This window comes from Planococcus sp. TJ-201, assembly GCF_058268495.1.
Window position 1 is genome coordinate 38,975 of record NZ_JBZDOG010000001.1, and the last position, 12,436, is coordinate 51,410.

Consider the following 12,436-nt stretch of genomic DNA (forward strand, 5'->3'; position numbering starts at 1 on the left):
GCACCATTTACTTGATTTGCAGTTCCGGTAAAGTATAGGTCGGTATCCGGGTTATACCATGCAAAAGAACCTGTTTGTCCCCAAAATCCTAAAACCTCTGTTATAGGTTTGAAAGGAGAAACTATTCTTGGAATAAATAGTTTCTCCAAACCTACACCGTAGAAAAAAATACTGGGTGGCGGCAATATCAAATTCCACTTTTTTAAGCTTTCTATATTCTCCTTCGGAAAAGCTGCCCATGAAAAAATGCTTTTAAAAAAATCATTGCCTCTTGAGCTGTAGAAACAATGCCGCCTTCAGGTGTGATTGACGCCATGTACTTCGGAAGCCATAGTTTTTCAGATTTGTAATAGAAAGGAACTGGCCGAATATCAGTTTCGTCTTTAAACACATAAGTATTTGTTAAATCGAGCTTATCAAAAATATACTCACGGAACACTTCCTCAATGTCTTTGCCCGCAACAATTTCAATAATTTTGCCCAGCAGTTGATAGTTGGTATCGGAGTATTTTGCTTTCCCTTTTTTCCCCGGCACAAAATTAGGAGTAAGCTCTTTTACTAGTTTTATTGTTTTTTCCAAATGCCAGGATCCATCTTTTCCTTCCAGAAGTTCAGAGACAGAGGTCTTTCCATCCCTTTGTTTATAAAAAAAATAATCCGGTAATCCTGACGTATTGGATATAAGATGCTTAATAGTGATTTCATTGGAATAGTCGATGCCTTTAAAAATATGCAGCCCTTCCATGAGTTCTGGGGGCAAATATGTTGATATTTTGTCATCCAATTCAATTTCCTCTTTTTCTATCATGCATATGACGAGCGTCGTCACATACAGTTTTGTCACACTGGCAATAAAATATCGGCTATCCCTTTGCATATCGCCAACGGTCCCAGTCCATGAAAATCTTCCATCGCCGCTTTCGACACAAAGCACTGCACTAAAAACACCTTTTTTTGCCAATTTCTTCAATTTTTTTATTGAGCAGTTCTTCTTTTATTCCGGCCACCATTGCTGCTCCTCCAATCCCAACGCCGAGTTTTTAAACTACCGAATAAGTTTTATTTCTTTTAAATACATTTGCTTTCCTCTGAAATTAGTCAGTAATTTTCGCTATTCTTTCAAAACACCGCTTTTTCGAAGCCATTCCAGAATCGGTTCCTGAACTTGCTCAAGTGCAATAGGAATATTCGTTTTTGGATCCCATTTGGTCGTGATAGAAATACTATCCACTACCATTCCTCCTTTTTTCTTGATTCTTTTGGTTATTGAATCTATAACCTGTCGAGGAACTTTCTCATCACTCTTTGTGATAAATAACCATACTTTGTTATTTTTAAAAGAAGCTTTTTTTAAATACTTATTAACGGCGGGTGTTGTCTTTCCTGCCCAGACTTGAGCACCAAGATATACATTTTCATATTCTTTTAATGCAAAATCCATTGGTTCTATACTGCTTTTAACACCTAGGACTGCTGCCATTGCTGCACCTGCAACATTACCAAGCTTTCGATTCTTTTTTTCTACAATTCTTTGAATATCAAATTGTGTAAGTCGTTGAATTTCTTTCGCAACTACTTCCGTACTGCCGATCCATGAGTAGTATACAATCAAGCTTTTCTTCTTCATTTTTATCATTCCTCTCCAATTAATTAGTATCGTCATCACTCCATGCTTTCTGCCAATACACTTAAAGTCTTTTCCTGCGATTGCTATTGAACATAACCTAGCCTTCGGAACAGTTGCTTTAATAATAAACTGCAGAAACCAAACTTAAAAGATTAATTATCTGAAAAATAGGAATACTTTTAATGATGCAAAGAAAAGTGGATTGGAGTGGATGAGTAGCATGGAAAGTGTCATTATTAGTTATTTTAAAGTGGAAAGTGATGCTTATCAGGTTTTTTCAAATTTAAAAAAACCCAATACTTTCGTTGACCAGTTTACCCTTTCACAAGTCGCTTTATTCAAAAAATCAAAACGTCGTATTATTATTGAGGATGGATTTGATACAGGAAAACGTTCCTTGGATTATACATTATAAGGCGGTCTTGTTGGGGGTCTTGTCGGGATTTTAAGTGGCCCACTTGGCATGCTGCTTGGATTTGGAAGCGGTTCAGTGACGAGAGATACAGACCAGGCTTCAAACGAAGTAAACCTTATTTTTTCGATGACTTCGCGTATGAAAGAAGGAGACGTGGCAATTGTTGCAGTCGTAAATGAGTTACCCGAAAAATCTTATGACATTGTTTTGGACCAATTTGACGCAGAGATTGTGCGATACGGCGCCAGTGCTATTCTAGAAGAGATAGAACATGGACGGAATGTGGAAATCAAACTTCAGGAGCTGGCAAGAAAAGAAATGCGGAAGGAACGTTCTGAGCACCGCAAAAGCAAAGTTGAGGAATACCGGACCAAATTTAAAGGCGAATTTATCGAGCTCAAAAAGCGTTTTTCTGCCAAAAACTAGTTTGGTAAGAGCAGCAACCGACTGCCTGATCTGCTCAACCCTCAAAAAACCGCTTCAGTAAAAAATAGTAGGACAAACCCCGGTACTGGTTTGTCCTACTATTTTTAGTAGAGAGCCCACAACGCTCGAATAAATTTTTAAAATAGAAGAAGTAATTACAGCTGCTTACTTTAAAGTTTAAACTGGATGTATTTTTGCCACCTGTCGATTCATTTTTGGAGATAACCTGTTGTAACAAGTCTGGGTGAACAACAGGGTAGCTCATGGAACCACTTAGTTATATGCGCCATTCTCATCCAAATCTCCCTCTTGACAGGATTTTTCCAACTCTTGCCAAGAAAGATAGCTCTCACAACTCATCTTTAAATAATACGGTGTAATACTATAAAGTTCGTGCGGACATTTTTGGGACAACAGCAGCAAATGCTGAAAAACTTTTTCAGACACTTCATACTTCTGCATGCAATTCGGCATATTTATAACTTTTTGACTTGCATGCTCTATCTGTACCTCATCAATTTTTGCCCAAAATGTTTCAACTTGAATTTGTGTCTTTCCAGCTTTGAAAATAGTAGCTTCACGTGCCAACCTAGCAAATAAAGTCACCAGAGCCAATTCGTTTTCCATATGCACATCTTTGGATTTAAGAAAGAAATAAGCAATTGATTTCTGAGAAACCGACTGTTTTTTCGCCATTTTATAACGTCTCCTTTTCCTCTCCGGTGAACCCTCTATGAATACAAATCGACCGGAATAGACAGCTTTTTCGAATAAAGACACACAACTTTAGTTGACATCACTTGTTTTTATCGTTCGAGGCTCACCCTACCATTAGAACTAGAGTGAATCAATAAGTATAGATTATTCTCTCATTTTTATCCTATAACAGTCTTTGATTTGAAACTGTGACATACCTCACATCCAACACTTTATTTAAATAGATAAATGGCAGACGAAATATGAGCTAATTTTTGAAGCGAAGCAATTTTCGGTAACAGCATATGAAACATAGTTTAAAACTTAAGGGGCACGATATCCAGCCTTAGCCGGTGGAACAATTCGTCACTATATTAAGTTGTTGATATTATCTGATAATTGTGACAATATATAGATAATGCCGTTCGGATATTTCTCTCTATCAAAAATACATTCAACATACGGCGATTTGATTCCAAAGGAGGAATAAGAATTATGTCCATGTAACGACTGCTTTCAAATCGAAGCCTACGACAAAATGATGCTGAAAAATCTATGGAATTCATTTTACCAACAATTATGAATTGGAGGAGTTTGAATGAAAATAACAGCTGCGGTCGTAAATGGAGTGAACGAAGATTATCAAATTGAAGAATTGACGCTTGGTGAAATTTACCCCGATGAAGTAGTTGTGAAAATAGTGGCAACCGGTATTTGCCATTCAGATGAAGCATTACGTATTGGGGATGCCGCGTTTCCAATGCCTGGCGTGTTAGGCCATGAAGGAGCCGGCATTATTGAACAGGTTGGAAACGCTGTCAAAAACTTTGAAGTTGGAGATCAAGTTGTCATGGCTTACAATTATTGTGGCACGTGCGTGAGTTGCCGTACAGGGCATCCCTCATCCTGCAATCAATGGATAAACTTAAATTTTGCGGGTACCCGTCAAGATGGCAGCCATACTTTTACTAAAGAAGATGGAACTCCGGTGTCAAATTTCTTCACTCAGAGCTCTTTCGCTACGTATACCATTACAAACGCCAATAACTTAATTAAAGTTGGTGCCGACGAGGATTTGCGATTATTTGGTCCACTGGGCTGTGGGTTATTGACCGGCTTTGGTACTGTAGTCAATGGATTAAAACCAAAGACCTCCTCAGCGATTGCCGTGTTTGGTACAGGTGCGGTGGGACTTGGTGCACTTATGTCTGCAAAAATCGAAGGATGCTCAACCATCATCGCAATTGACATTCATGATTCGCGTTTGGAAATCGCACGAGAGCTAGGGGCAACCCATACAATAAATAGCAAGACGGAAAATCTGGCAGATCGTATTGCCGAAATTAGAGGCGATCTAGGCGTCGACTATTCTGTTGATACAACAGGCATTTCAGCCGTCATGAAAGCATCCATTGAGGTTCTGGGAATCGGGGGTATCGCTGCACCTGTAGCTGTAACACCGAACTCAATCGAATTTAATACTTTTACAGATTTAGTCATGGCGAACCGTAAGCTCATCGGTGTTTTAATGGGAGATGCTGTTCCACAACTGGCGGTTCCGCAACTTATACAATACCACAAAGAAGGCAAATTCCCATTTGAGAAACTGGTTAAATTTTACAAACTGAGTGAAATCAATCAAGCAGCTGCAGATTCGAATAGCGGCAAAACCATCAAACCCATTTTAATTATTGATGAAAATTATCGTAAAGATGAACCTTTGCTATCTAACAAATAAGAGCATTCATATTACAGAAAAAAAAGATTCCAGTAGTTATCTGGAATCTTTTTTTCATGTAAATAAAGTTCATATACTTCACCAACAAAGTGGCTTTAGAAGAAGCAAACCACTTCTCAATTCCGCCCTTCCCAAAACAGCTCGAATTTTGCCTGCAAATTTTTCCAGATGCAATCAGCCTTGTCCAACCGATCACTATTGACTTTTAAGAATGGTGGGCGAACGCATCATTTGATTTTAAGTAAAAGGAAAAAAATTTTAATACAAGCCAGTCATCCGCAATTGCAACAAGGTAGTGACGATGTACTTTTTAGCAAGCTTCTCATCCTCAAAGTTTTTTTCATCAAAGACCTGTCCTCGCTCTTTAAATAAGGTATGCCATTTGCCTTCTTCTTCATAATAATAGAAGCCTGGATCTCTGTTCATCGGCCCACTTTCCGGAATGCCATGAATGGAGGTATATTCGTAGACTTCTTCTTTGCTAACCGTAAAAACCTCCGAGTACTCATGATGCATCATGTTGTTAACATCCAAAGTCTCACAAGCAAACTTTAATGGATTTCCATAAAGCAATACTTTAATCTGTGTTTCTTTATCAATCAAAAGTCTCAACTCCTTTTATCATCCTTCATTATCTTTAAAGTGTTGAATATTACTGAAATGAAACTGGTTTAGCAACTGCCCAAAACCGGTGACAAGAAGCCAAAGAACGGGAACAGTAATCGGCAGTAACACAAAGGTATACACTGTACCTGCAAGGAAAGTCAGTCCTACATCAATTGTTTCCATGCCTCCTCATAATGATTAAGGCCAGACTAGGTATTCTCCCTTTTTCCTGGCCTTTGAATGTAACTTCTTTCACAACAAGTTACATTCAATCTTCATCAAAATCTTCAAACTCCTCTTGAATTGTAGTGGTGATAAAATCTTTTAACGTTGGAGCCAGTTCATCCATCTCGCCTGATTCATGATGCCATAAAAAAATGGGATCTTCTGCTTTTCCATCTTCTATCTTCAAGCATAAGTAATCTCCAGTACCATCTTCGGCAATCGCCATCAGATTTTTAGGAATCTTCCTATCCACAACTTCCTCATTTTGTCTAACCACGTCGTCCCACGTTTTTTTCATACTGCTAGGATCTTTGATAGGAAATAAAGTCCATTCTCCAACTTCAGGACCATTGGCCATTTTAAACAATTGAACATACTGATTCGGGAAACGAACAGTCAACCTTTGTTCCGTATCTCTTATCGCAGATTCCTCTAAGCCTTTTTTATTTGTTTCCAATAACTTAATAATCTCATGCATAATCTAACCTCCATTTATAAAACTAGCTGCTCATTTGAAAGGAACATAATTATCAATAAGTTACTTTCAACCGCTATCATTTCTGTTCTTGAAACCCCTTTCCTACTACTCTTTTTTTATCCAAATCTATAAATACAATTAGGTTTCCCGTTGTAGTTGTAGCTGTGTCATTGAATACAACCGAATAAACCTCTTCTTCATCGTAATTAGAGTCAATTTTAGGTTGAATTTCAGTAGTGATTGCTTGTTTAGTTACAAGAGAGTCTTTAGGACTTAATGGAATAAGTTCTTGCTCTGTATCAGAAAGACTATTAAAAGCAATCATTTCAATCGGCAGCTCTTTTTCAGCAGCCATCGAGGAGCATCCTATTAACAGGGCCGATAAAAAAGTTAAAACAAAAATTTTTTTCATAGAAATCCTCCTCATTATTTTATCTATTTCTTGAAGTATTCCATACAGAGCGATCTATCTCCTTTTAACTTACTTAAATAAATCATCAGAACCTTGCTACGCAACAATAGTTTTACTTGTTACAGCTCCTGGTTAAAGCTTGGGTTTTTTTACTGTCTCAGTTGGGCTTTCTTCCTGCTGTGAAGAGATTTGCAATTACCTTTTGTCCTCCCTTTATCTTTGATGTAAAAACGCTTCAATCAAATGGATCGGATTTTTGTATATTAATTCGAAGTTGGTTTAAAAACAGATTAGCTGCACTAGAAAAGACCTGATGCTTTTTCCAAATTACGTTTAAGCTCGCTTCTAATTTGGGCCGCAATGGGAGAAAACAGAGCTTGCTATCCCCTGTAGTATTAACTAACTTATCCAGACATAATGCATAACCGATGTTTTCTTCCACCATCAAGGCCGCGTTGTAAATCAGGTTATAGGTTCCGATGACATGAAGATCTTCAATATCTTTTCCAAACCAGCCAGTCATTTCGTTGCTGACTGCTGTTTGCCGGGAGATCAACAAAGGTTTATCCATTAAATCCTCAGGCTGAATAAATGATTTTTGCGCGAGTGGACTGTCTTTTCGCATCAAGACGCCCCATGAATCTGTCGCTGGCAGCTTTAAGTAATCGTATTTCTGTTTGTCCATCGGTTCGATGACAATGCCGAAATCCAATAGTCCATTATCCAATTTGTCGGTAATATCATCCGAATTGCCGCTGTAAAGGTGAAAACGCATGCCTGAGTGGCTCAAGAGCATCTCTTTAAAAGTTTTCGCAATGAATTGCATGGCTTCGGTTTCTCCGCCGCCAATATACACTTCCCCACCAATTTCTTCTTTTGCTCCCTTCAAATTGGCTTCGGTTTTTTCGGTTAGCTCCACAATTTCCTTTGCTTTGTTGAAAAGGAACAACCCTTCCTCTGTTAAGGTAATTTTTCGATTTCCCCGTTCAAATAAAGTGGTTCCCAGTTCCAATTCCAAGTCTTTCAATTGCCTTGATAAAGTCGGTTGAGACAGGTGCAGCTGTTTCGCGGCTGCTGAAATATTTTGTTCATTTGCTACCGCAATAAAATAGCGCAAAACACGAATTTCCATAATAGCCTCCTTTTATCTATACACTAAAAGCATAGTAGATTATTTGATATAGGTATTGGATATCTGAATACTATCACTTTATGATAAAAAGGAATAGATAAACCCATTGAAGGAGGAATTAAAGATGGCAATCGAAGGAAAAGTAATCGTTATTATGGGAGCATCCAGTGGAAACTGAATTGTATAAAACAATCAATGATAAAAAAGCATCTGCGGCCCTTTAAGCCCAGTCCGAATGGGAACTAGTTGCAGAAGATAATGCCCGAGCCGTGGCGTATGTCACTGATACACCGGATCGCGTTTCGGTCAGCGAGCTGATCATTCGCCCGATAGCTCAAGAAGTATAAATACATTTTGCAAATGATAGGTGGTTTTTCTAATGGAGATGCAGAAATTTATCGATTTTTGCAAAGCAGGCAATCCCATTTCAAGCACAGATAAAGAATTGCACAGACTGCTCGTGCAAAGTAGTTTTCAAGCGCAGAAGATAATGATGGAGCTGAATGCAAATTTTCACACACAAGAAGAAATCGTTGCGCTGTTCACTGAACTGACAGGCACACAAGTCGACGCTTCGTTTTTATGTTTGCCACCTTTTTATACCGACTTTGGCAAAAATATAAGCATCGGCAAAGATGTTTTCATTAACACCGGCTGTTCATTTCAGGATCGGGGCGGCATTAGCATCGGAAATGGGGCTTTGGTCGGTATGAATGTCGTCATCGCTACTTTGAATCACGGCTTGCCCTTGGAAAAAAGAGGCATCACTACTCCCTCTCCCGTAGTCATAGGCGAAAATGTATGGATTGGATCAAACGCCACCATTTTGCCTGGTGTAACAATTGGGGACAGCGCAGTTATTGCGGCAGGCGCAGTTGTTGTGAAAGATGTTCCAGCAAAATCGGTGGTGGCAGGAGTTCCGGCAAAGATCCTAAAGAAAATTACGGAATAGCTGTGCATATTTTTATGATTGGCTAGATTATATATAAAAGAACGCATCGAGCCTAAGACTTGATGCGTTCTTTTTATGAAGAAGTGGTGTTTGGATATATGCAATGTCTAAACGTATACCGTCTTTTATTCATAGTTACTTATCGTTTCTAGCTATATCAAGCGTGACAGTTATATCTCCATCCCCAATAACTTGAGCAAATCTTTCCATGTCTTCAATATGTCCGAGACGAGTATAGTTATGGGAAGTAGAGAGGTTTTTGTAAAAAATGACCAGGCAATTATCTCCATAAAGCATGATATCTCCTGCACGAATCTCGCCTGGGCTCTCAGAATTTGTTGGAAGTCGATCTGAAAGATAATAGAACTTTTCGTTTCTATGAAGGTCCTCCATGTCTACGTTCAAAGGAAGTAATTCAACCAATGCTTGGGTGGTTTGATTATCATAAAGTTTTGCTGAGAATACTTCATCGTCTATTTTTAACTCTATAGCTAATGGAGTTGACATATCGGCTTCACCCCTTTTTTGGATTGTCTCATTGCTTAGCTCTACTCCATCCGGATTTTCTCTTTCGATTGTTTCGCTTTTGCCAGTAGAACAAGCAGTAAGGATGAAAACAATTACCAATATACACAATGGCACAGAGATTTTTTTCACTTTTATTACCTCCCTTCTACTTACTCTTGTAAATATTTTTAGTTCAGAGAAATAATCACTAATAATTTGTACCTTAACTGAAACTTGCAGTTATTTTTATTACTATCATAAAGCGATAGAAATCAAATGACCAATACCTATAATAAATATCCAACTATACATTTTAGGCATACGGATACCATCAATACTTATGTGTTAATAAGTAAATTCTTTTCTCGCATGTATATTCATTTAGCTTGTTTGAACATCTCAGCCAGTTCGAATTCTTCTCTAAATTTTTCCGCTAAAAAACACCCCGAAAGTTAGATTTCAAATCTAACTTTCGGGGTGTACCACCTTCACCCTGAATAGCAATTTGTTTTATTTGATTAACGCCAAGACTTGTTCTTTCGTAGGAAGAGATGAGATGGCCCCTTTTCGGGTAGTAGTCAGCGCTCCAGCGGCATTTGCAAAAGCTAGTATTTCCTGTGGATGCTCACTTACTAAAGCCTCCAGATTGTCTTGCCCTGTATTCATCTTCAACAGCTGATACAGGAAACCGCCAACGAACGCCTCTCCTGCCCCCGTCGTATCCTCCACTTTTACCGAATATCCAGCTGATGAATATTTTTAGTTCTGCAAGTAAAGGTCCGCACCTTTTGCACCTTTTGTTAACACCACTACCTTTACATCTCCTGTGAAAAAAGACGCAATTGCTTTTTGTTCATCTGCTATGTCTGTAATAAACTCCAGTTCATCATCAGAGATTTTGACAATATGGGCCATCGGAATAAAATCCAGAACGGTCTTCCGGCAGTCCTGTGGATCGTCCCACAGAGGCAGACGCACATTGGGATCAAAACTAATAATCCCACCACGTGCCTTGGCAGCTCCAATCGCTTTGAGATGAGCTCCTTTCATCGGACTCTCGACCAAATCCACAGAACAAAAGTGCAAAATATCCCTTTGATGAAACCAGTCAGCAATTACTTCAGAGTCTTTCAGCAAGAGATCTGCAGAAGGGTTTCTGTAAAATGAAAAGTCGCGTTCTCCGTTTTCGCGCAATGATACAAAGGCAAGTCCGGTATTCGCCTCTTTTGTTCTTACAATCTTATCGGTTTTCACACCGGCCAGTGCCATTTGTTCCAAAAGAAATTCACCAAAGGCATCTTCCCCTACTTTGGTAATCAGTGAAGCAGTTCCGCCAAGCTTTGCAACAGCAGCCGCTACATTTGCCGGAGCACCACCAGGCTCTCGTGTAAAAGAAACGACATCTTTTAAGGCGATTCCTTTTTGGTGGGGGATAAAATCTATTAATATTTCGCCAATAGAAAATAAATTTCCCATTCAGCACATCTCCTTCTTCGGAAATTCGGCTATTAATAATCCCACTGGACTGCTTTAAACGCTACTGAACCACCTGTTGCATAAAACCGGATTTCCTTGCTTCTTATATCCGGAAAAATCCGCGACGTAAACACTTCTTCTCCATCGTTCACAAAAATTTCTACGGATGAAGAATCGACGAACAGATGAAATTTGCGAACATCTCCAACAATCTGGCATTTTCTTTCGGTTCCAAACTTGCTTCCAATCACTTTGCCCGATAAAGTGCGGTCGAGTATCACTTTCCCCTGGACTGCATCATATTTGATCACCGTTTTTTCTTCTTCACCAGCTCGGAATTCTATACCGTACTCTAAGGCGTCCCCACGTTCAAACTCACAAATCAGTTCATAAGTGGTTCCTGAGAATCCCTCAACCATTTTCTTCTCATCCAAAATTGTATCTTCTGCCTCGACTTTGTTCTTACGGAGTGCCTGGAGCTCCGGAACAGGTTTTTGAATAAGTTTTCCATCGCGAAGCGATAATTCTCTCAGGATGGTCAAGCAGTTTGCCCATCCATTTATATCGCTGGGGTATTCAATTTCAGGCAAACCCATCCAGGCGACCATAAGACGCCTGCCACTCGGGGTCTTCATTGTATGCGGGGCATAAAAATCAAAACCACGGTCAAGTTCGATAAAACTTCCGTGAATCAATTCCTTTTGCTGCAGATTGATCTTCTCGCCCAGCACATAACCCGCCTGGTAAATATTTTGATAAAGATCCCCCACTGGTTCCAGTCCTTGTGGAGAAAAAATCAGGATACCTTGATTTTCCATTTCAAAGTAATCTGGGCATTCCCACATAAATCCGAAGTCATCCAAGTTTGTGGCCAACTCTCCTTCAAATTTCCATTCCAACAAATCAGCTGAACTCAACAAACAGACACACCCTGTTTCATCGGTTCTTTGGGCGCCGATTACCGCATAAAACTTGTCTTCCTCTTTCCATAATTTCGGATCGCGAAAATGGTCTGTATACCCCTCTGGAACTTTGTCGAGAACTGATTTTTTCGATTTAATGATATTTCCTTCCTCATCCATCATGGCTATACATAGATATGGATGTCGCACGAGATTTTCATCCCGTGTATTGCCTGTGTATAACAAATATAAGTTTCCGTTATACTCAACGGCACTTCCCGAATATGCACCGTGGCTGTCAAAATATTCGTCCGGCTTAATGGCAATCCCGACATTTGTCCAGTTTACGAGGTCTGCAGATTTGGTATGGTACCAATACTTCAAGCCATGAAAAGGACCCAGTGGATGCCATTGATAGTACAAATGATATTCACCGTTGTAAAAACAGAAGCCGTTCGGATCATTGAGAAGCCCAGAAACCGGTTGGATATGAAACGTTTGCCGCCAGGTACAGCTATTAACCCTTAAAATCAAGTTGTCTATATCTTCTTGGCTGATCTGATCGAGTCGGATGTAACTTTTCCCCCGTGGTAGTTCCATTTTCTTTCTGCTCCTTTTAGTAAAATAGAATCTTCCCTTGAAACATTTTGCAAAAGTTATATTTCCAAAGAGCCCTTCCCCCTTGCCAAAAACCATTTAAGGAAGGGGTTCCCTAAATGGCTTTAAAATTTCACTTTTATTCCTGTCGTGAGTGATTGTTATATGAAGTTAATTTTGATGGATCGATAAGCATAATTTTGTATTCTATGTGGTGTTAGGGTGGAGATGCCAGGGATTGCAACAA

At 39.3% G+C, this 12,436-nt stretch carries 14 protein-coding genes and 1 pseudogene; 4 read left to right on the plus strand and 11 right to left on the minus strand.

Translation table 11 applies throughout. From position 1 onward, the window contains the following. Positions 1 to 211 precede the first annotated feature (211 nt). Together AC4EG4_RS00200 and AC4EG4_RS00205 are read right to left on the minus strand one after the other, a co-directional pair. Positions 212 to 961 carry a serine hydrolase domain-containing protein gene (locus AC4EG4_RS00200; RefSeq protein WP_490986598.1) on the minus strand — a complete coding sequence of 250 codons (750 nt, stop codon included), beginning with the start codon at positions 959 to 961 and terminating at the stop codon, positions 212 to 214. A gap of 150 nt (positions 962 to 1,111) precedes the next feature. Further along, positions 1,112 to 1,627 carry a flavodoxin family protein gene (locus tag AC4EG4_RS00205; protein WP_490986599.1) on the minus strand — a complete coding sequence of 172 codons (516 nt, stop codon included), beginning with the start codon at positions 1,625 to 1,627 and terminating at the stop codon, positions 1,112 to 1,114. Between the two features lie 220 nt (positions 1,628 to 1,847). Here AC4EG4_RS00205 and AC4EG4_RS00210 point away from each other — a divergent pair, with 220 nt between their 5' ends. Next, positions 1,848 to 2,042, plus strand: coding sequence for a hypothetical protein (locus AC4EG4_RS00210; protein WP_490986600.1), 195 nt, complete (start codon positions 1,848 to 1,850; stop codon positions 2,040 to 2,042). A 75-nt stretch (positions 2,043 to 2,117) separates the two neighbouring features. Beyond that, positions 2,118 to 2,468 (plus strand): hypothetical protein, encoded by a 351-nt coding sequence (locus AC4EG4_RS00215; RefSeq protein ID WP_490986601.1) that lies wholly within the window; start codon positions 2,118 to 2,120, stop codon positions 2,466 to 2,468. A 273-nt stretch (positions 2,469 to 2,741) separates the two neighbouring features. On the opposite strand, the gene AC4EG4_RS00220 is transcribed toward AC4EG4_RS00215, so the two are convergent. After that, positions 2,742 to 3,164, minus strand: coding sequence for a hypothetical protein (locus AC4EG4_RS00220; RefSeq protein WP_490978294.1), 423 nt, complete (start codon positions 3,162 to 3,164; stop codon positions 2,742 to 2,744). A 598-nt stretch (positions 3,165 to 3,762) separates the two neighbouring features. On the opposite strand from AC4EG4_RS00220, the gene AC4EG4_RS00225 reads away from it, so the two are divergent. After that, positions 3,763 to 4,902: an NAD(P)-dependent alcohol dehydrogenase gene (locus AC4EG4_RS00225; protein WP_490986602.1), complete on the plus strand. Its 1,140-nt coding sequence runs from the start codon at positions 3,763 to 3,765 to the stop codon at positions 4,900 to 4,902. 258 nt (positions 4,903 to 5,160) lie between these two features. Here AC4EG4_RS00225 and AC4EG4_RS00230 read toward each other — a convergent pair whose 3' ends face one another. The 5 genes from AC4EG4_RS00230 to AC4EG4_RS00250 all read right to left on the minus strand — a co-directional run bounded on the left by AC4EG4_RS00230 (position 5,161) and on the right by AC4EG4_RS00250 (position 7,755). Then, positions 5,161 to 5,505: a hypothetical protein gene (locus AC4EG4_RS00230; RefSeq protein WP_490986603.1), complete on the minus strand. Its 345-nt coding sequence runs from the start codon at positions 5,503 to 5,505 to the stop codon at positions 5,161 to 5,163. Positions 5,506 to 5,523: 18 nt separating this feature from the next. Then, positions 5,524 to 5,691, minus strand: coding sequence for a hypothetical protein (locus tag AC4EG4_RS00235; RefSeq protein WP_490986604.1), 168 nt, complete (start codon positions 5,689 to 5,691; stop codon positions 5,524 to 5,526). Positions 5,692 to 5,776: 85 nt separating this feature from the next. After that, positions 5,777 to 6,211, minus strand: a complete 435-nt coding sequence (locus tag AC4EG4_RS00240; protein WP_490986605.1) for an SMI1/KNR4 family protein — start codon at positions 6,209 to 6,211, stop codon at positions 5,777 to 5,779. 76 nt (positions 6,212 to 6,287) lie between these two features. Further along, positions 6,288 to 6,623 (minus strand): hypothetical protein, encoded by a 336-nt coding sequence (locus AC4EG4_RS00245; RefSeq protein WP_490986606.1) that lies wholly within the window; start codon positions 6,621 to 6,623, stop codon positions 6,288 to 6,290. A 235-nt stretch (positions 6,624 to 6,858) separates the two neighbouring features. Continuing rightward, a complete protein-coding gene (locus AC4EG4_RS00250) occupies positions 6,859 to 7,755 on the minus strand; it encodes a LysR family transcriptional regulator (protein ID WP_490978288.1) in 897 nt (298 codons plus the stop codon). 379 nt (positions 7,756 to 8,134) lie between these two features. Between AC4EG4_RS00250 and AC4EG4_RS00255 the strand changes: the two genes are divergently transcribed. Then, positions 8,135 to 8,707 (plus strand): DapH/DapD/GlmU-related protein, encoded by a 573-nt coding sequence (locus AC4EG4_RS00255; protein WP_490986607.1) that lies wholly within the window; start codon positions 8,135 to 8,137, stop codon positions 8,705 to 8,707. 135 nt (positions 8,708 to 8,842) lie between these two features. Here AC4EG4_RS00255 and AC4EG4_RS00260 read toward each other — a convergent pair whose 3' ends face one another. The 3 genes and pseudogenes from AC4EG4_RS00260 to AC4EG4_RS00270 form a co-directional block, all read right to left on the minus strand. Further along, positions 8,843 to 9,364, minus strand: a complete 522-nt coding sequence (locus AC4EG4_RS00260; RefSeq protein WP_490986608.1) for a cyclophilin-like fold protein — start codon at positions 9,362 to 9,364, stop codon at positions 8,843 to 8,845. 360 nt (positions 9,365 to 9,724) lie between these two features. Next, positions 9,725 to 10,690 (minus strand): annotated as a pseudogene (locus AC4EG4_RS00265) (carbohydrate kinase family protein). Between the two features lie 32 nt (positions 10,691 to 10,722). Continuing rightward, complete coding sequence (locus AC4EG4_RS00270) at positions 10,723 to 12,192, minus strand: sucrose-6-phosphate hydrolase (protein WP_490986609.1); 1,470 nt, start codon at positions 12,190 to 12,192, stop codon at positions 10,723 to 10,725. Between the last annotated feature and the right edge of the window lie 244 nt (positions 12,193 to 12,436).